Origin of the sequence: Agrobacterium vitis (assembly GCF_014926405.1) — a bacterium.
Taxonomy (GTDB): domain Bacteria; phylum Pseudomonadota; class Alphaproteobacteria; order Rhizobiales; family Rhizobiaceae; genus Allorhizobium; species Allorhizobium vitis_H.
Genome location: NZ_JACXXJ020000005.1, coordinates 175,063 through 193,230, shown reverse-complemented (window position 1 = coordinate 193,230; position 18,168 = coordinate 175,063). Strand labels below are relative to the sequence as shown.

17 protein-coding genes are annotated in these 18,168 nt (G+C 58.4%); 12 read left to right on the top strand and 5 right to left on the bottom strand.

The window, feature by feature from the left end; translation table 11 throughout:
* The 4 genes from IEI95_RS12005 (at position 1) to IEI95_RS11990 (ending at position 5,436) form a co-directional block, all read left to right on the top strand.
* Positions 1-1,629, top strand: coding sequence for an alpha-D-glucose phosphate-specific phosphoglucomutase (locus IEI95_RS12005; protein ID WP_156617701.1), 1,629 nt, complete (start codon positions 1-3; stop codon positions 1,627-1,629).
* Between the two features lie 14 nt (positions 1,630-1,643).
* On the top strand, positions 1,644-3,593 hold the full coding sequence (gene glgX, locus IEI95_RS12000; RefSeq protein WP_194416474.1) for a glycogen debranching protein GlgX: 1,950 nt from the start codon (positions 1,644-1,646) through the stop codon (positions 3,591-3,593).
* Between the two features lie 303 nt (positions 3,594-3,896).
* Positions 3,897-4,385, top strand: a complete 489-nt coding sequence (locus IEI95_RS11995) for a MaoC family dehydratase (protein WP_071203776.1) — start codon at positions 3,897-3,899, stop codon at positions 4,383-4,385.
* Between the two features lies 1 nt (position 4,386).
* Positions 4,387-5,436, top strand: coding sequence for a DUF2332 domain-containing protein (locus IEI95_RS11990; protein ID WP_194416473.1), 1,050 nt, complete (start codon positions 4,387-4,389; stop codon positions 5,434-5,436).
* Between the two features lie 241 nt (positions 5,437-5,677).
* Here IEI95_RS11990 and IEI95_RS11985 read toward each other — a convergent pair whose 3' ends face one another.
* Both IEI95_RS11985 and IEI95_RS11980 read right to left on the bottom strand, forming a co-directional pair.
* Positions 5,678-7,192 (bottom strand): TRAP transporter large permease, encoded by a 1,515-nt coding sequence (locus IEI95_RS11985; protein ID WP_156537093.1) that lies wholly within the window; start codon positions 7,190-7,192, stop codon positions 5,678-5,680.
* 24 nt (positions 7,193-7,216) lie between these two features.
* Positions 7,217-7,756: a TRAP transporter small permease subunit gene (locus IEI95_RS11980; RefSeq protein ID WP_015917122.1), complete on the bottom strand. Its 540-nt coding sequence runs from the start codon at positions 7,754-7,756 to the stop codon at positions 7,217-7,219.
* A 265-nt stretch (positions 7,757-8,021) separates the two neighbouring features.
* Between IEI95_RS11980 and IEI95_RS11975 the strand changes: the two genes are divergently transcribed.
* A complete protein-coding gene (locus IEI95_RS11975) occupies positions 8,022-8,246 on the top strand; it encodes an aa3-type cytochrome c oxidase subunit IV (RefSeq protein WP_156533729.1) in 225 nt (74 codons plus the stop codon).
* A 92-nt stretch (positions 8,247-8,338) separates the two neighbouring features.
* On the opposite strand, the gene IEI95_RS11970 is transcribed toward IEI95_RS11975, so the two are convergent.
* Both IEI95_RS11970 and rpsU read right to left on the bottom strand, forming a co-directional pair.
* Positions 8,339-9,169, bottom strand: coding sequence for a tetratricopeptide repeat protein (locus tag IEI95_RS11970; RefSeq protein ID WP_071203913.1), 831 nt, complete (start codon positions 9,167-9,169; stop codon positions 8,339-8,341).
* A gap of 518 nt (positions 9,170-9,687) precedes the next feature.
* Entirely contained in the window at positions 9,688-9,927 is a 240-nt protein-coding gene (rpsU, locus tag IEI95_RS11965) for a 30S ribosomal protein S21 (protein WP_015917126.1), read from the bottom strand.
* Positions 9,928-10,385: 458 nt separating this feature from the next.
* Here rpsU and IEI95_RS11960 point away from each other — a divergent pair, with 458 nt between their 5' ends.
* Genes IEI95_RS11960 through IEI95_RS11945 form a run of 4 tightly spaced genes read left to right on the top strand, consistent with a single transcriptional unit; the run spans position 10,386 to position 15,527 of the window.
* Positions 10,386-11,639: a sarcosine oxidase subunit beta family protein gene (locus IEI95_RS11960; RefSeq protein WP_156537094.1), complete on the top strand. Its 1,254-nt coding sequence runs from the start codon at positions 10,386-10,388 to the stop codon at positions 11,637-11,639.
* Between the two features lie 18 nt (positions 11,640-11,657).
* A complete protein-coding gene (locus IEI95_RS11955; RefSeq protein WP_156537095.1) occupies positions 11,658-11,978 on the top strand; it encodes a sarcosine oxidase subunit delta in 321 nt (106 codons plus the stop codon).
* Complete coding sequence (locus IEI95_RS11950) at positions 11,975-14,968, top strand: sarcosine oxidase subunit alpha (RefSeq protein WP_156537096.1); 2,994 nt, start codon at positions 11,975-11,977, stop codon at positions 14,966-14,968. Before IEI95_RS11955 ends, IEI95_RS11950 begins: the two co-directional genes overlap by 4 nt.
* Positions 14,961-15,527, top strand: a complete 567-nt coding sequence (locus tag IEI95_RS11945) for a sarcosine oxidase subunit gamma (protein WP_156533724.1) — start codon at positions 14,961-14,963, stop codon at positions 15,525-15,527. The genes IEI95_RS11950 and IEI95_RS11945 overlap by 8 nt, the downstream gene beginning before the upstream one ends.
* 322 nt (positions 15,528-15,849) lie before the next feature.
* Here IEI95_RS11945 and IEI95_RS11940 read toward each other — a convergent pair whose 3' ends face one another.
* Positions 15,850-16,911 carry an SDR family oxidoreductase gene (locus tag IEI95_RS11940; RefSeq protein WP_156533722.1) on the bottom strand — a complete coding sequence of 354 codons (1,062 nt, stop codon included), beginning with the start codon at positions 16,909-16,911 and terminating at the stop codon, positions 15,850-15,852.
* A 98-nt stretch (positions 16,912-17,009) separates the two neighbouring features.
* On the opposite strand from IEI95_RS11940, the gene IEI95_RS11935 reads away from it, so the two are divergent.
* The 3 genes from IEI95_RS11935 (at position 17,010) to IEI95_RS11925 (ending at position 18,030) form a co-directional block, all read left to right on the top strand.
* Positions 17,010-17,402 carry a winged helix-turn-helix transcriptional regulator gene (locus tag IEI95_RS11935; protein ID WP_156533720.1) on the top strand — a complete coding sequence of 131 codons (393 nt, stop codon included), beginning with the start codon at positions 17,010-17,012 and terminating at the stop codon, positions 17,400-17,402.
* Positions 17,403-17,501: 99 nt separating this feature from the next.
* Complete coding sequence (locus tag IEI95_RS11930) at positions 17,502-17,750, top strand: type II toxin-antitoxin system Phd/YefM family antitoxin (protein ID WP_087729203.1); 249 nt, start codon at positions 17,502-17,504, stop codon at positions 17,748-17,750.
* Complete coding sequence (locus tag IEI95_RS11925) at positions 17,740-18,030, top strand: type II toxin-antitoxin system RelE family toxin (protein ID WP_156533719.1); 291 nt, start codon at positions 17,740-17,742, stop codon at positions 18,028-18,030. Before IEI95_RS11930 ends, IEI95_RS11925 begins: the two co-directional genes overlap by 11 nt.
* Positions 18,031-18,168: the final 138 nt, after the last annotated feature.

Here is an 18,168-nt window from a genome sequence, read left to right as displayed (position 1 = left end):
ATGATTATTACGGTTCCAACCAAACCCTATTCGGACCAGAAACCCGGCACGTCGGGTCTGCGCAAGAAGGTGCCCCAATTCCAGCAGGAGCATTACGCCGAAAACTTCATCCAGTCGATTTTCGATTCGCTTGAAGATTTCAAAGGCAAGACGCTGGTGATTGGCGGCGATGGCCGGTTTTATAACCGTGAAGTCATCCAGAAAGCCATCAAGATGGCGGCGGCCAACGGCTTTGGCCGGGTGCTGGTCGGTCAGGGCGGCATTCTCTCGACGCCAGCGGCCTCCCACATCATCCGCAAATACAAGGCCTTCGGCGGCATCGTGCTGTCGGCCAGCCACAATCCCGGCGGCCCGACCGAAGATTTCGGCATCAAATACAATATCGGCAATGGTGGGCCAGCGCCCGAAAAGATCACCGACGCGATCTACACCAATACCAAGACCATCACCGCCTATAAGACGGTGGAGGCAGCCGACATCAATCTCGACCGGATCGGCTCGTTCGATCTCGGCGAAATGACTGTTGAGGTCCTCGACCCGGTGGCCGATTATGCCGCGCTGATGGAGACATTGTTCGATTTCGCCGGTATCCGCAATCTGTTCAGCCTCGGCTTCCGCATGGTCTTCGATGCGATGAGCGCTGTCACGGGCCCCTATGCCAAGGAAATCCTCGAAAATCGCCTCGGCGCGCCTGAGGGCACGGTGCGCAATTTCATTCCGCTGCCTGATTTCGGCGGTCATCATCCCGACCCGAACCTCGTTCATGCCAAGGAGCTTTATGACGAGATGATGGGAGCGGATGCGCCTGATTTCGGCGCAGCCTCCGACGGCGACGGCGACCGCAACCTGATCATCGGCAAGGGCATTTTCGTCACGCCGTCAGACAGTCTGGCCATTCTGGCCGCCAATGCCAATCTGGCGCCCGGTTATTCCGGCGGCATTGCCGGCATTGCCCGATCCATGCCGACCAGTGCCGCTGCCGACCGCGTGGCCGAACGGCTGAAAATCGGCATGTACGAGACGCCGACCGGCTGGAAATTCTTCGGCAACCTGCTCGACGCCGGCAAGGTAACGATCTGCGGTGAAGAAAGTGCTGGAACAGGCTCCAGCCATGTGCGTGAAAAGGACGGGCTCTGGGCTGTGCTGCTCTGGCTGAACGTGCTGGCCAGCCGTGGCGAAAGCGTGCAGGACATCGTGCGCCAGCATTGGGCCTCCTATGGCCGCAATTTCTATTCCCGCCACGATTACGAGGAAGTGGATTCGGATGCCGCCAACGGCCTGATGGACGCGCTGCGCGCCAAGCTTGCCACCCTTCCCGGCACCATGATCGGCGAATTGAAGGTCGAAAAGGCCGATGACTTCGCCTATCACGATCCGGTCGACCATTCCGAAAGCAAGAAGCAAGGTATCAGGGTGATGTTCGAGGGCGGCTCGCGGGTGGTCTTCCGCCTGTCTGGCACCGGCACTTCGGGCGCAACTTTGCGCGTCTATATCGAGCGCTATGAGCCAAACTCGTCCAACCACGGCATCGAAACCCAGGAGGCACTCGCCGACCTGATCGTCGCTGCCGAGGACCTGGCCGGCATCAAGGCCCGCACCGGCCGCGACGCCCCGACCGTGATCACCTGATCGCGGATGGCCCTATGACAGGTGCGGGCGCTCGTCTCACGGCAACAGGCGCGGAATTTGCGGTCTATTCCCGTGATGCCGAGCGTCTGGACCTGTGCCTGTTTGATGAGACCGGAGACACCGAACTTCGCCGCCTGCCAATGCAGCGCGGCGAAGACGATCTGCACCGGCTGACCGTCGAAGGACTGGTCGTTGGAGCCAGATACGGCTACCGCGCCAATGGACAGTATGATCCCGGCCAAGGCCTGTGGTTTGATCCAGCCAAGCTGCTGGTCGATCCCTATGCGCTGGAAATCGACCGTCCCTTCCGTCACGATCCGCGCCTCAGCCAATTTGGCGAGGACACCGCCGATCTGGCGCCTAAGGCCATCCTGACCGCGCCCGGACATGCTGTGCTGGAGCCGCCCCGCCTGCCAGATGGCGGCTTTATCTATGAATTGCCGGTGCGCGGCTTCACCATGCTGCATCCTGATGTGCCGGAAAATCTGCGCGGCACGGTCGCGGCCCTCGCCCATCCGTCCATCATCGCCCATCTGCAAGCCATTGGCGTCGATGCGGTGGAGCTTTTACCGATCACCGCCTGGATCGATGAACGGCACCTGCCGCCGCTCGGCCTTTCCAACAGCTGGGGCTATAACCCTGTCGCCCTGATGGCGCTCGACCCGCGCCTCTGCCCCGGCGGGGTGGAAGAATTGCGCCGCACCGTCGAATGCCTGCATGAGAATGGCATCGGCGTGATCCTCGATCTCGTCTTCAACCATTCCGGCGAAAGCGACCGGTTCGGCGCAACGCTGTCGATGCGCGGCCTCGACAACAGGAGCTATTACCGGCACCTGCCCGACCAGCCGGGCGTGCTGGTCAACGATACCGGCTGCGGCAATACCATTGCCTGCGACAGACCGGTGGTGCGCCAGCTGATCCTCGACACTTTGCGCCATTTCGTCCTGGCGGCGGGCGTCGATGGCTTCCGCTTCGATCTCGCCCCGGTCCTGGGCCGAACCGCGACGGGCTTTGAGGCGCAAGGCGAGATGCTGACAGCCATGCTCCAGGACCCGATTTTGAAGGACCGGGTGATGATTGCCGAGCCCTGGGACATTGGTCCGGGCGGCTATCAGCTTGGCAATTTCCCGGCACCGTTTCTGGAATGGAACGACCGCGCCCGCGACACCATGCGCCGCTTCTGGCGCGGCGATGACGGCCTGACCGGCGAGATGGCCACGGTGCTGGCGGGTTCATCGGATATGTTCTCGCGCAACGGCAGCCCCCACACCCGCAGCGTCAATTTCATCGCCGCCCATGATGGCTTCACGCTGCACGATCTGGTGTCCTATGCCCATAAGCACAATGAGGCGAATGGCGAGGATAACAGAGACGGCCATAGTGACAATCACAGCTGGAACAATGGCGCTGAGGGCGAGACCCGCGACCCTGATATCCTTGCCGCCCGCAAGCGTGATTGTACCGCTCTGCTCTCCACCCTGTTTGCCTCAAAAGGCTGGGTGATGCTGACGGCTGGCGACGAAGGCGGGCGCAGCCAGCGCGGCAATAACAATGCCTATTGCCAGGACAATGCCATCACCTGGCTGGATTGGGCAGCGCTCGATGCCGATCTGGTTGCCCACACCGGCCGGTTGGCCGCCCTTCGCCGGCGGTTTCCGGCCCTCACAGATCCAGCCTTTTTCACCGGCAATGGCGATGTCAGCTGGATTGATGCCTCCGGCCAGCCGATGCGCGTCGAGACCTGGCAAGATCCACAAGCCCGCTTCCTGGGGCTGCTGATCACCACGCCGGATCGAACCACAGGACGCGACACGCGGTTGGCAATCCTGATCAACAGGGGTGAAGCGTGTGCCGTCAATCTACCCGCTTCAACGGGAGGGGAATGGCGGGAGGTTTTTTCGGGTGTAGCTGCTTCAAAACTGGTAATGGAACCACGCCATGTGGCATTTCTCGTCGAAGGTTGAGCCCGCCAGCAGCTAGTGATCCTTGATCAAGGTTACCGGGCCTCATGGTTTCCACGGGAGCCGAACGCAGAAACGACATGATAAGCGCCCACATTCATTGAATGATTTTTATAGAAAACGTCTTTAAACCATTCCCCAGCACACCGGAATTAACGAATTTCTCATTCTTTCCGCTCGATTCTGAGCATTCAGGACATGGTTTTAAACAATTATCGAGTGCGTGATTTTCAGCCGCCACAAATGGCGATAGGGTTCTTTTTGATCTGAACACCCACCAGAGCCCCAACCCAACGAGAGTAGAGTATGCAGCGTCAAATTTCTCTCGCAGACGTCCCCGCCATGGTCGGGGAGGAACTGGGCATATCCAAGTGGATTACCGTCGATCAAACCATGATCGATGCCTTCGCCACGGCAACTGACGATCACCAGTTCATCCATACCGATCCGGAGCGCGCCAAGGCGGAAACGCCCTATGGCGGCACCATTGCTCATGGATTTCTGACGATCTCGCTGCTGTCGGCAATGAATTACGATTGCCTGCCAGTGATCCGCGAACAAACCATGGGGATCAATTACGGCTTTGAGAAAATCCGGCTAATGGCACCGGTCCGCTCGGGAAAACGGGTGCGGGGCCGCTTCGTCCTGGCTGGCGCTCGGTTTCGCGGCGCAGGCATGTTGATGACCACCTATGATGTCAGTGTCGAGATCGAAGAGGAACGCAAACCGGCGCTCACCGCCATCTGGCAGACCATCATCCAGTTCGACCCTGAAAACCGACCAGAAGGGGTTTGAGGTGACGATTGACAGCCTGCGTCATGCCCTCACCGATCAGGCCCGATCCTGTGACAGTCTTGGCTCACCTTTCACCGCAAGGCTGTGCCGGCTTGCCGCTGAACGGCTGACGCCCGCAAGCGCCATTGGCGCGCGGCTGATCGACTGGCCGGGAGACATCACGTCTGCGGGTGATTCCGTGCCGCTGCGGCTGGCGGGTACGCTGCATGCTTTGGTGTTGAGCAACGAAAGTCCTGATCTGGCCGCTGTCTATCCGCCTCATGACGCCACCGATGATGCACTCTGGGCCGCGGTGGAAACCACCTTCCGCGACCATGAGGCCTTCATGCAGGCGCGGCTGAATTCTGCGCCACAGACCAATGAAGTCCGCCGTTCCGCAGCCCTTTTGCCGGGCTTCCTCACCATTGCCTCGCTGTTCGGCCTGCCGTTGCGGTTGTCGGAGGTCGGTGCCAGCGCCGGGCTGAACCTGCAATGGGACCGCTATGCCTATCGGCTGGGCGAAACAAGCTGCGGCGATGGTTCGCAGGTTCTGCTGGCCCCCGACTGGCAAGGGCCGCCACCGCCATCCGCTACGATCACCGTTGAAGAGCGGGCGGGATGCGATCTCAACCCGCTCGATCCCGGCACGCCTGAGGATTGCGAACGGCTGTTTTCTTATATCTGGGCCGATCAAGCCGACCGGCTGGAGCGCACCAAAGCAGCCCTGGCACTGGCACGAAGCAACAATCTTTCCGTGGACCGCATGGATGCGATCGACTGGCTGAAGCAAAGGCTGGCTCCGTCTCATCCGGGCCAGATGCACGTCGTCTACCATTCCGTAGCCTGGCAATATCTTCCCGACACACTGAAAGCCCAAGGCGAAGCGCTGATTGCGCAAGCCGGTCAACGTGCAACGGCGCAGGCCCCGTTCGCCCGTCTGCAAATGGAAGCGGATGGCCAGCGCGATGGCGCCAGCCTCAATCTGCAAATCTGGCCGGGCGGTGAGCGCCAGGAGATCGGCCGCGCTGATTTCCATGGTCGCTGGGTGAAATGGCAGGGCTGGAAGGCCTGATACGAAGAGTCATTGAAAATGACACTTCGTATTCCCCTTTCGAATATCTCAAGCGCTTGATGCATTTGAGATAGTCGAAATCTCTTGAACGCGAGGATGCGTCAGCATCTTCGAGCTTTGGTATAATAGAGTTTGTCAGGGAAAAGTGGAATCCGGTTTTCCCGAAAAGACAAACGAAAACAAGAGAATCTAGAGTCTGTCTGGTTCAATCTGAACCTGACAGACTTTAGGAACGCCACGCTCATTTAAAAGCTGGAGGCTGGCTGAGATCGATACCCGGCTTGGCGGCAGGCGCACCACCAAGCGAGGGTGGCGTGCCGAAATTCAGGCCGGGCGCACCGCTATCGCCGATGGGCGGCAGGCTCATACCGCTCCCGGCACCAAAGCCGGGCACCTCGATTTTCACCGAATTCAGGTCGATATCCTTGGCTTTTTCCAGCCACATGGTGACGGATTGTGGCCAGAAAATCACCACCGCGACCAGCAGAAGCTGCATGCCCACCCAGGGCAAGGCGCCGATATAGATATCGCGGGTCTTGACCTCTGGCGGGGCAACACTGCGCAGATAAAACAGTGCAAAACCAAAGGGTGGATGCATGAAACTGGTCTGCATGTTGACGCACAGCAAAACACCGAACCAGATCAGATCAATGCCCAGCGATTGCGCCACCGGCGCCAACATCGGGATGACGATGAAGGCAATTTCGAAGAAATCCAGGAAGAAGGCTAGCACGAAGACAAAGATATTGACAAAGACCAGGAAGCCCACTGGGCCGCCCGGCAGGCCCGACAGCATATGCTCGATCCAGCGTGACCCATCCATGCCCTGGAACACCAGGCTGAAACAGGTGGAGCCAATCAAGATCATCACCACCATGGAGGTGATGGACATGGTGGATTGCATGGCTTGACGGATCAGCGGCCACGTCAGCCGGCGATGCATGGCCGCCAGCATGGCGGCCCCGACCACGCCCAGGGCGCCTGCCTCCGTCGGCGTCGCCAATCCCATGAAGATCGTGCCAAGAACCAGAAAGATCAGCACGATGGAGGGCAACATGCCCGCCAGCACCTGACGGATCAGCCGCCAATCCAGATCGCCACGCACTTCTTTGGGAAGCGGCGGCATGCTCGAAGGCTTGAGGATCGACATCAGGAAAATGAACAGCGTGAAAATTACCACTTGCAGGATCGATGGGCCGATAGCGCCCAGATACATGTCACCGACAGAACGGCCCAGCTGATCGGCGAGGATGACCAGAACCAGAGAGGGCGGAATGAGCTGGGTGATCGTTCCCGACGCCGCAATAACCCCCGTGGCCAGCTTCGGATCGTAGCCATAGCGCAGCATGATCGGCAGCGAGATCATCCCCATGGTGATGACAGAGGCTGCCACCGTGCCGGTAATCGCGCCCAGAATGGCACCGACGGCAATCACCGCATAGGCGAGACCACCGGGAACGGCACCGAATAGCTTGCCGGTTCCCTCCAGAAGATCTTCCGCCAACCCGCACCGTTCCAGAATGGCGCCCATCATGGTGAAGAAGGGGATGGCCAGCAGCAGATCGTTGGAGACGATCCCAAAAAACCGCAGCGGAATGGCCTGAAGAAACACTTCGTTGAAATGGCCCGTGGCAATGCCGACCATGCCGAAGAACAAACCAACCGCCCCCAGCGAGAAGGCCACCGGAAAACCGAACAGCATGAACAGCACCATGCCGAGAAACATGGCTGGCGGAATGATACCGAAATCGAACATGGACCTGTCCCCCAGGCTATTATTTTATTGCAGCGGCTTTTCGTAGCGCACGTCGATATGCAGGTGTCCCGTCAGCGCAGCGATGCGCTTCACCATTTCCGACAGGCCCTGCAAGACGAGAAGCCCGAATCCGGCAACAAGAATAAGCTTGACCGGCCAGCGGATCAGGCCACCGGCATTGGCGGACATTTCACCCTGCTGATAGGAAAGCCAGAAAAACGGCCAGCACAGCCAGGTCAGATAGATGCAGACGGGAAGGAGGAAGAAGACGATACCGATCAGATCGATCCACAATCGTTTGCGTTCAGAGACCGCGCCATAAATCAAATCCACCCGCACATGGCCGTTTTGGCGCAATGTATGGGCAGCTCCCAGCACAACGACATAAGCAAAGAGATACCATTGGATCTCCAGCCAGCCATTGGAACTGATATTGAAAAGATATCGGATGATCGCATTGGCCGCGCTGATCAGGCAGCACAGCAGCACCAGATATTCCGCCACCCGGCCAACGACTTCGCTCAGCGTGTCGATAGCCCGGCTCCACCCTAGCAAAACAGCCATATAAGCCTCCCAACTCCCTTATTTGCTTAGAACAAGGGGCGGGTATGCGCAACAGGGCGGCGACCTGCCATGCACGGGATTAGCAAGGCTTTGGCCTTTAAAGTCTGTCAAGTTCGCCTAAAGTTCTACGGCATGATACGTTTCATCAAGCGAATTATGCTGTAGCATTTTAAATTTGCCGCATAATTTTCTCTTTAAAAGCAGTTCCGGTTTTAAGAATTATGCGGTAGCCTGTGGGGAATACACGCTTTTGGGGAGTAAGAGCATGAGCGAAGACCATTCCGGCCCGGTCGAAACGGGCGCCTCGATGGATTATCCCGCCCACGAGCGGACCTATGACAGTTTCATAGCCGCCTCGAAATATGGCACAGCCATTCTCGTCGCGCTGATGATCGGCATGGCCGCCGGATTTTTCACCACGGCCGGATTCCTGGGTGGCATTCTGGTGTTTCTGATCCTCAGCGTCATCGGCGTCTTCATGATGCGGTAAACCGCGATTGCCAATCTCCAGAACTGACCAATCTCCAGAACTGAAAAGGCCGGCAATGCCGGCCTTTTGTATGGAACTGAGTAGAAGCTGCTTCAGCTTGTCGAGCCGCGTGTCCGGGCAAGACCATCGCGAGCGGGCGTGTATTTTCCATCCAGGCTCAAGGCATGGGCGTAGGACTTCGCGGCCTTGACCTTATCGCCGCGCCGCTCATAGACCAGGGCCTGATTGGCCCAGGATTCGGCCAGCTTCGGGTTCATGTCGATGGCATGGTTGAAATCGGCAAAGGCGTTTTCATCGTCGTTCAGCGCCAGATAGCTTACGCCACGACCGTTGTAAGGCTCAGGCGCATTCGGTGACAGTGAGAGCGCCTTGGAAAAATCGTCGATCGCCTTGTCGTGCTGGCCGCGCAACTGGAAGATCAGACCGCGATTGTGATAGGCGCGGCCATCGGTGGTATCCAGCTCGATTGCCTTGGAGAAATCCTGAAATGCCTCGTCTACCCGGCCCGCCTGGCGGTAGATATTGCCACGGCCGATATAGGCGACATCATAGCTGCTATTGATCTTCAGGGCAGCGGTATAATCATTGGCAGCTTCGACCGGCTTGCCCATGTTGCGATAGACAAGGGCGCGGTTGGCATAGGCCTGGTAGAAATTCGGGTTGAGTTGCAGCGCGGTGTTGAAATCCGCCAGCGCCTTCTGGAATTCGCCAGCCCGGCCATAGGCGGAGCCCCGCACGTTATAGCCGCCTGGGTCGCGTGGATTGGCGGCGATGACCGACGACAGCGAGGAAATATTTTCCTTGGAACCCTGATCGCGGTCGATGCTGATCATGTCGCTTGACTGGTTGGTGGATTGGCATCCGGAAAGCGTCAGCATGGCGGTGAGGCCGAGAGCCAGCATGTAGCAGCCTTTGCCGCGCATAGTAGCCCCCAGGCGACCGGCTGTTATGCCGGTGTTGAAAACCTTATCGACCATTGGCGTCATGCTTTCCGTTCCACCTGTTCAAAACCTCGGACTATGCCGAAACTGGAGAGGAAACGCCGAAGCGTTCCTAAAGTTCTGTCCACTCAACAAAACTTTATCTGGAGACGTGTCTATCCCGAGACCTGTTTATCCCGAAACTTGGCTTACATCCGAATGCGGCCGGTTTCCACCGCGCAAATGCAAAAACCACATCATTCCAGCAATTTGCGGCCTTTTATAGCATAGGACCGAAAAGTAGAAACCGGTTTCGGGATAAATCCGATACGACACCAAAACTTTGTGACAGCGCGCCGGTCCCACGTCCTGAATGAGGCTATAGGTCAGCCACGGACATAATTATGCAGTCTGCCGGTCCGCCCATCATAGAAAATTTAACACGAAAAAGCGGCCGCGAACTTGATCGCTGCCGCTCAATCGGATCATGTCGCGCTTTGAAAAAGCGCGGGAAACGTCAATCAGCGGCTGCCGAATGCCGGACGCGGCGGAGCGGCAATCAGGCCTTCGCGCTGCATCTTCTTGCGGGCCAGCTTGCGAACGCGGCGAACGGCTTCAGCCTTTTCGCGCGCGCGCTTTTGCGACGGCTTTTCATAATAGTCACGCATTTTCATTTCACGGAAGATGCCTTCGCGCTGCATCTTCTTCTTCAAGGCGCGAAGCGCCTGATCAACGTTGTTATCGCGGACAAGTACCTGCACGTCGAATCCCGTTCCTTTGGTTTGTGATCGTTTTCCGCCGGGACACGAATTCTGCCGAACCATGCCTTTCACGGACCAAAAAAGAGTGTTCCGCTGGCCCGCAGGACCAGCGATTAGGGAGCGCCAATAACAGATCGGACTTTCGAAGTCCAGACGGCAAGTGCCGCTGCCCAAAAAAATCCGCAGCCAAGCGGCACCGTCTTGCAAAACATCACCCCTATGCGCATCTCCATCTGCTGCTGCAAGATATTCGCCATGTGTCGAAAGACAGATAGAAGCGTGTCGCAAAGAAAGGGACATCGCGCATATCGATCTGTCACAGCTTTTTAGACCTGTGCTGACGCGCTGGATTGAAAGCCGGTCGGAATTTCTTCCCGTTTCTGACATAAGTCAGGATCTACACCCTGCGATCCGTCGTAGAGCAAGCAGCCAGACCTCGCCTGAAGGAGACGATAGGAATGCGCAAATATTCGGTTTTTGCCGTAGCCCGCGAAGCGCTTCGCGCCCATACCGGCTGGAGTGCGCAATGGACATCGCCAGAGCCACGCAAATCCTATGATGTCATTATTATTGGCGGTGGCGGCCATGGTCTGGGTGCGGCCTATTATCTGGCCAAGGAACATGGCATCACCAATATTGCCGTGATTGAAAAAGGCTGGATTGGCGGCGGCAACACCGGGCGCAACACCACCATCATCCGCTCCAATTATCTCTATGAAGAGAGCATGGATATTTACGAGCACTCCCTCAAACTCTGGGAGGGCTTGAGCCAGGAGCTGAATTACAATGTGATGTATTCGGCCCGTGGCGTGATGATGCTATCGCACAATGTGCATGACAAGCAGAGTTTTAAGCGCCACGTTCACGCCAACACGCTCTACGGCATTGATAATGAGTGGTTGACGCCAGAACAGGCCAAGGCCTTCTGTCCGCCGCTGGATATTGCCAAAACGGCCCGCTACCCCATCAATGGAGCCGCCCTGCAACGGCGCGGCGGCACGGCCCGCCATGATGCCGTGGCGTGGGGCTATGCCCGCGCAGCCTCTGATCGCGGTGTGCATATCATTCAAAATTGCGAAGTGACGGGTATTCGCCGTGGACCCAATGGTGAAGTCGCAGGGGTTGAGACCTCCAAGGGCTTTATTGGCGCGAAAAAGATTGGCGTTTCGGCCTCTGGCCATAATTCCATGGTGATGGGCATGGCCGATGTGCGCTTGCCAATCCATTCCACGCCGTTGCAGGCGCTGGTATCGGAGCCGCTGAAGCCGATTTTCCCCTGCGTGGTGATGTCCAACACCGTGCATGCCTATATCTCACAATCCGATAAGGGTGAGCTGGTGATTGGCGCTGGCACCGACCAGTATAATTCCTATTCCCAGACCGGTGGTTTGCAGATCATCACCCACACGCTGGATGCGATTTGCGAACTGTTCCCCATCTTCCGCCGCGTCAAGATGATGCGCCAATGGGGTGGCATTACCGATAACACTGCTGACCGTTCGCCGATTCAAAGCGTAACCCCCGTGCCAAACCTGTTTGTCAATTGCGGCTGGGGCACGGGCGGTTTCAAGGCCACACCGGGGTCTGCCAATCTGTTTGCCCATCTGATTGCCAAGGGCGAACCGCATGCGCTGGCCAAGGGCCTGACGCTGGATCGGTTCCGCACCGGGCGGTTGATAGATGAAGCGGCAGCTGCCGCCGTGGCACACTAATAAAGAGGGATTTTCGAGATGCTGTTGATCAAATGTCCCTATTGCCAAGAAGAGCGGGCTGAGCTGGAGTTTCACGGCGCAGGCGAGGCGCATATTATGCGGCCAGCCAATATTGCCGAGATTTCCGACGAAGAGTTTGAGGCTTTCTTCTTCCTGCGGGATAACCCCAAGGGAATCATCTTTGAGCGCTGGCGGCACCTGCATGGCTGCGGGCGGTTTTTCAATGCCGTGCGCGATACCGTCAGCGACAAATTTCTGCTGACTTATAAGGCAGGCGAAGCCAAGCCGGATGATGCCGCAGTTCAGGCCCTCATCGACAACAAGGGAGCTGCGCAATGAGCGGTGCCAATCGTATTCCCGGCAAGGGCCGTCTGACGCCCGCCAGAACCGCGCGTTTCACCGTGGATGGCCGTATACTCACCGCCATTGAAGGCGATAGCGTGGCATCAGCATTGCTTGCCAATGGCATTCATCTGGTCGGTCGCTCGTTCAAATATCACCGCCCACGCGGCATTCTCACCGCTGGCCCGGAAGAACCAAACGCGTTGCTCGACATTTCCCGCGATAGTGCACGGCGTCAGCCAAACGTGCGCGCTCCCGTGCAGGAAGTGTTTGATGGCATGCGGGTGCAGACGCAAAACCGCTGGCCGTCGCTGTCAATGGATATTGGCGCGGTCAACGACCTGCTCTCGCCCTTCTTTGCCGCAGGCTTCTACTACAAGACCTTCATGTGGCCAGCGAGCTTTTGGCACAAGATTTATGAGCCGATCATCCGCCGAGCCGCAGGCCTTGGCGTGGCCCCGACCGAAGACGACACCGACCATTACGCCAACCGCTATGCCCATTGCGACGTGATGGTGGTAGGCGGCGGTGTGGCGGGTCTGACAGCTGCGCTTGCTGCGGCGGAAACTGGCGCTTCCGTGATCATCTGCGATGAGCAGCCGGAAATGGGCGGCGCCTTCCATTACGACACAGGTGCCGTGATTGACGGCCAAAATGGCTATGACTGGGCGCAAGCCACCGTCACCAGACTGGAAGCCATGGACAATGTGACCGTGCTGACCCGCACCACGGCATTCGGCTATTACAATCACAATTTCCTAGGCCTCGCCGAGCGCATCACCGACCACATCGCCAAACCCGCCAAGGGCTTGCCGCGCGAACGGCTGTGGCAAGTGCGGGCGAAAAAGGTGGTGCTGGCCACCGGTGCGATTGAGCGCCACATGGTGTTTGCCAACAACGACCGCCCCGGCATTATGTTGGCATCGGCGGCGCGCACCTATCTCAACCATTATGGCGTGGCTGTGGGGGCGAAAGTCGCGGTCTACACCGCCCATGATTCGGCCTATGAAGCGGCGATTGACCTGAAAAAAGCGGGTGTGCAGGTGGTGGCCATCATCGACTGCCGCCGCAATCCGGGGGCCAGCGTCTTGGCTGACGCCAAGGCGGCAGGTATTGAAGTTTTGAACGAACATTGCGTTCTCGATACCGCTGGACGTTTGCGGCTAAAGTCCATCACCATTGCCAGCAAGGGCGGTTTTGATCGCCGCAAGCTGGCGGTGGATGCGCTGCTGATGAGCGGCGGCTGGACGCCTTCGGTGCATCTGTTCTCACAATCGCGCGGCAAACTGCGATTCGAGGCCGCCACCCAGCGCTTCCTGCCAGATATTTACGTGCAAGATAGTATCTGCGTCGGGGCCTGCAACGGCACGGATGATCTCAGCGAACTGCTGGCAGAAGCCTATGCCAGCGGCGCAAGGCTGGCAAAAGACGCCGGAGCGGAAGGCGAGAGTTGCAGCGCGCCAAGCGGTGCCAACGCCTTTGCTTGGACGGGCGGCATGATTGGCGCTGCCGAAGGCGCTGGCCCCGATGAGGCCGTGAAAGCCTTTATCGACTTCCAGCACGATGTCTGCGCCAAGGATATTCGCTTGGCGGTGCGCGAGGGCATGCATTCCATCGAGCATATCAAGCGCTTTACCACCAATGGTATGGCATCTGATCAAGGCAAGCTGTCCAACATGCACGGGCTGGCGATTGCCGCCGAAATGCTGGGTAAAGAAATCCCGCAAGTGGGCCTCACCACCTTCCGCGCCCCCTATACGCCCGTAACCTTCGGCACGCTGATCAACCATTCGCGTGGCGACTTGTTTGACCCAACGCGCAAAACCCCAATGCATGATCTGGAAACCTCCCTTGGCGCGGATTTTGAAGATGTCGGCAATTGGAAACGCGCTTGGTATTACCCCAAGCCCGGCGAGGATATGCACGCCGCTGTCAACCGCGAGTGCAAAACCGTGCGCGAGGTTGCGGGCGTGTTCAATGCCTCAACGCTGGGCAAAATCGAGGTGGTTGGCACGGATGCGGCCAAATTCCTCAACCTGATCTACACCAACCCATGGGATAGCCTCAAACCCGGCAAATGCCGCTATGGCATCATGACCCGCGACGACGGGTTTATATATGACGACGGCGTGGTTGGACGGCTGGCCGAAGACCGCTTCCACGTCACCACCACCACCGGCGGTGCCGCCCGTGTGCTGAACCACATGGAAGATTATCTGCAAACGGAATTCCCGGAGCTAAACGTCTGGCTCACCTCCGCTTCCGAGCAATGGGCGGTGATTGCCGTGCAGGGACCAAAGGCTAGAGAGATTATCGAACCCTTCGTGGAAGGCATTGATATTTCCAACGAGGCCTTCCCGCATATGAGCGTGGCCGAGGGCACATTCTGCGGCGTGCCAACCCGCCTATTCCGCGTATCGTTCACAGGCGAAGTGGGCTTTGAAATCAACGTGCCCTCGGATTACGGCGCATCCGTGCTTGAAACCGTGTGGAAACGCGCGGAAACCATGGGCGCCTGCCTCTATGGCACCGAAACCATGCACGTCCTGCGCGCCGAGAAGGGCTATATCATCGTTGGCCAGGACACCGATGGCACGCTGACGCCCGATGATGCCAATTACGGCTGGGCCGTCTCGAAGAAAAAGGCCGATTTCGTTGGTATTCGCGGCCTCAAACGCCCGGATCTGGTCCAGGAAGGCCGCAAGCAACTGGTCGGCCTCAAGACCAAAGACCCCATTGAGGTGCTGGAAGAAGGCGCACAGATTGTTGCCAACCCCAACCAGCCCAAGCCTATGACCATGCTGGGGCATGTCACCTCGTCCTACTGGTCGGAAAATCTTGGCCAATCAATTGCCATTGCCACGGTGGCCGGTGGCCGGGCGCGGATGGGCGAAACGCTCTATGTGCCGATGCCTGACAAGACAATCGCCGTGGAAGTGACCGACATGGTCTTTTACGACAAGGAAGGAAGCCGCATCCATGGTTGAGCCAATCATCTCCGGCGCGATGTCCGCCACCCGCAAATCGGTCCTTGACGGCGCTTATGGCGGCTCCGCCCATGTGGCGCTGACGCCAGCCGCACCGGCCTCACGCATCTCGCTGCGGGCCGGAGCGGATGCTGTCTCCGGTCTTTCCTCAGCCCTTGGCCTGACCCTACCCACAGCGCCAAAAACCTCTGCGCATGCCGGCCCCCGCCTTGCCTTCTGGCTCGGCCCGGACGAATGGCTTGTCATCGATGAAGACGGCGCCGACCTTGCCGCCACCTGCGCCGCCTCCGGCACCCTTCACTCCGCCACCGATGTCTCCCACCGCAATACCGCCATCCTGGTCTCCGGCGCCGGCGCTGTTCAAACCCTCAACACCGCCTGCCCGCTTGACCTGTCACTGAAAACCTTTCCCCTTGGTGCCGTCACCCGCACCGTGTTCGGCAAGATCGAAATCGTGCTCTACCGGATGAGCGAGGACGCCTTTCGGGTGGAATGCTGGCGGTCCTTTGCCGAATATGCCTTCGGCGTGTTGCAGGAAGGTGCTGCGGACGCGGCGTGAGCAGGGATGACAGGCGTTAGAGGCTGTCTGGTTTAGACTGAACCACAGGACACAACACTTTAGCTTTGCGTGCTGGGTTCCCCCTCACCCCGCCTCCGCTACGCTCAGCGGACCTCTCCCCGCTGGGGAGAGGAAGCCATAAACGCTGCGGCTCTTTCCTTCTTCTCCCAATCGGGGAGAAGGTGGCGGCAGCCGGATGAGGGGGCGGCGAAGCCGAAAAACCTTTGCGTAGTGTATTTTGGAAATTAACCAGACAGACTCTAGATCTCTTATTTTCATTTGCCTTTCGGGAAATTCGGGCTCCCCTTTTCCTAAGGCAAACTCAAGGAATAAGCCTTTCCCCACGCAATTGCGCAAACAAGGTGAAAAACGCCTCGTCGGTGGGCTGGTAGCGGTCAAAGCCCATTGTCCGGCTCTTGCTCATATCGGTCACCACTTCAATCGGCCGCCCAAGATCGGCGTCGGTATGCCAAGGTGAGGCCAGACGCGACAGGTCTTTTTCGATCAGGCCGTTGCGCTCGGCAATCTCCCGCCAGATGGCGGCGTCCTCTGCCATCTGCTGCTCCAGCGGCAGGATCGTGCCGTCAAACGGCGCCGGTTCCAGCCCAAACCAATTGGCAATCCGGCCCCACATCCAGCTCCAGCGGAAGATATCGCCATTGACCACGTTGAAGGCCTGGTTGCGGCATTGTGGGGTCGTTGCGGCCCAGAGCAATTGTTCGGCCAGAACGCCAGAATCGGTCATGTCCGTCAGGCCGTTCCATTGAACGGCAGAGCCGGGGAAACGGAAGGGCCGCCCGGTTTCCCGGCAGAGCGTCGCATAGACGGCCAGCGTCGTTCCCATGTTCATGGCATTGCCAACTGCCTTGCCGATCACCGTATGGGGGCGGTGCACGCTCCAGGAAAATCCATCGCGCGTTGCGGCGGCAAACACTTCATCTTCCTGCGCATAATAAAAATTCTCGACATCCAGCCTGCCCTGATCTTCCCGAAACGGCGTCTGCGGCAGGGTGCCCTTGCCATAGGCCTCGAAGGGGCCGAGATAATGTTTGAGCCCCGTGACCAATGCCACATGGGCGACAGACCCTGCGGGACGCAGCGCGTCAAGCACGTTACGCACCATCGCCGCATTGACCCGGATGTTTTCCGCCTCGCTTGATTGCCGCGCCCATGTCGAGATGAACACCACCTCGGGCTTCACGTCGGAAAGAGCCCGCACTGTCGCCTCACGATCCTGAAGATCGGCGGCCACAGGCTGCATACCGTCTTTGGCAACCGGCGACCGGGCCAAACCGTAAACAGTCCACCCCTGCCGCAGTAAAAGATCGACCGTCGCGCTGCCAACGATACCGCTTGCGCCGACCACCAATGCTGATCCAACCATCTTCATGCTCCTTCTGTCTGAAGGCAGAGATGTAGGCGCCCCTTGCCTTTAAAAAAGACGGCACCATTTACGGGCCTAGACACCAGAAGGTAACCACCATGCACCCAGGAACACCCGAAACCGAGTGGCGCGAAGATTGCGCGCCGCGCCGCGTGCTCGAACTGTTTTCCACCAAATGGACCAGCATGGTGCTGCACACCCTGCATGCCCGCCATGGGGGGACAGCCCGCACCGGCGTGCTGCTGCGCAGCCTGCCCGGTATTTCCAAGAAAATGCTGACCCAGACCCTGCGCGACATGGAAGCCAGCGGCATGATCTCCCGCCACGTCCAGGCCACCATTCCACCCGCCGTCGAATACCGGCTGACCCCGCTCGGCAGCCGCTTTATCGAGCCGGTCGAAATGCTCTACGCCTGGGGGAGAGACAATGCCGACGCGCTGGATGCGTTGCGGCCAAGGCCGGGGTCACGGCGGGAGGTTTCGGAGGGGTAAATTTGAAAAGCTCAGGCGGTCAGAATGACTATTGAGAACTTGAAAGGCACTTCAAACGATGCCATTAATAGTACTCATAATAAACCCCGGAACAACACCATGACCCACATTGTCCTTGCCGAAGTGACAGCCAGCGTGTCTGAGCTGAAAAAGAACCCGATGGGGACAGTCGCCGCAGGCGATGGGGCGGCGGTGGCTATTCTCAATCGTAACGAACCTGCTTTCTATTGCGTTCCGGCGTCAGCCTATGAAGCCATGATCGAACGGCTGGACGATCTCGAACTCAATGCCATTGCTGATGCGCGGGCGAATGATCCCGTCGTGAAAGTCACGCTGGATGAGCTATGAGCTGGCATTTGTCGATGCCGCGCTGAAAGAATGGCGAAAGCTCGATCATAGCGTCAGAGAACAGTTCAAGAAAAAGCTCGCCGAACGTTGCGTCAACCCGCGCGTACCCTCCGCACAACTCTCTGGCGCCAAGGATCGTTACAAGATCAAGTTGCGCGGTGCTGGTTATCGGCTGGTTTATGAAGTGCGCGACAAAGACATCATCATTGTTGTTGTGGCGGTTGGCAGGCGGGATCGTTCCGGCGTGTATAAGGCAGCCGCTGATCGAAATGTGCTTTAGGGACCGTGCAAGAAACTGAAATTGGCAGCACACGACGCAAACGTTTTTACGTGTGGCTCACCCCCCAAATTCCCCTTCCCCTCACTACCCGTTATGCACTAGACCATTCCCAGGATCGGTTGTAACGAACCGATCCTG

What these genes read in the sequence shown, in the direction of transcription:
- IEI95_RS11935 (WP_156533720.1), top strand. Translation starts at nt 17,010, where the DNA reads ATGCACCCAGGAACACCCGAAACCGAGTGGCGCGAAGATTGCGCGCCG.
- IEI95_RS11945 (WP_156533724.1), top strand. Translation starts at nt 14,961, where the DNA reads ATGGTTGAGCCAATCATCTCCGGCGCGATGTCCGCCACCCGCAAATCG.
- IEI95_RS11960 (WP_156537094.1), top strand. Translation starts at nt 10,386, where the DNA reads ATGCGCAAATATTCGGTTTTTGCCGTAGCCCGCGAAGCGCTTCGCGCC.
- IEI95_RS11980 (WP_015917122.1), bottom strand. Translation starts at nt 7,756, where the DNA reads ATGGCTGTTTTGCTAGGGTGGAGCCGGGCTATCGACACGCTGAGCGAA.
- IEI95_RS11975 (WP_156533729.1), top strand. Translation starts at nt 8,022, where the DNA reads ATGAGCGAAGACCATTCCGGCCCGGTCGAAACGGGCGCCTCGATGGAT.
- IEI95_RS11940 (WP_156533722.1), bottom strand. Translation starts at nt 16,911, where the DNA reads ATGGTTGGATCAGCATTGGTGGTCGGCGCAAGCGGTATCGTTGGCAGC.
- IEI95_RS11930 (WP_087729203.1), top strand. Translation starts at nt 17,502, where the DNA reads ATGACCCACATTGTCCTTGCCGAAGTGACAGCCAGCGTGTCTGAGCTG.
- glgX (WP_194416474.1), top strand. Translation starts at nt 1,644, where the DNA reads ATGACAGGTGCGGGCGCTCGTCTCACGGCAACAGGCGCGGAATTTGCG.
- IEI95_RS11925 (WP_156533719.1), top strand. Translation starts at nt 17,740, where the DNA reads ATGAGCTATGAGCTGGCATTTGTCGATGCCGCGCTGAAAGAATGGCGA.
- IEI95_RS11950 (WP_156537096.1), top strand. Translation starts at nt 11,975, where the DNA reads ATGAGCGGTGCCAATCGTATTCCCGGCAAGGGCCGTCTGACGCCCGCC.
- IEI95_RS11970 (WP_071203913.1), bottom strand. Translation starts at nt 9,169, where the DNA reads ATGCGCGGCAAAGGCTGCTACATGCTGGCTCTCGGCCTCACCGCCATG.
- IEI95_RS12005 (WP_156617701.1), top strand. Translation starts at nt 1, where the DNA reads ATGATTATTACGGTTCCAACCAAACCCTATTCGGACCAGAAACCCGGC.
- IEI95_RS11985 (WP_156537093.1), bottom strand. Translation starts at nt 7,192, where the DNA reads ATGTTCGATTTCGGTATCATTCCGCCAGCCATGTTTCTCGGCATGGTG.
- IEI95_RS11955 (WP_156537095.1), top strand. Translation starts at nt 11,658, where the DNA reads ATGCTGTTGATCAAATGTCCCTATTGCCAAGAAGAGCGGGCTGAGCTG.
- IEI95_RS11995 (WP_071203776.1), top strand. Translation starts at nt 3,897, where the DNA reads ATGCAGCGTCAAATTTCTCTCGCAGACGTCCCCGCCATGGTCGGGGAG.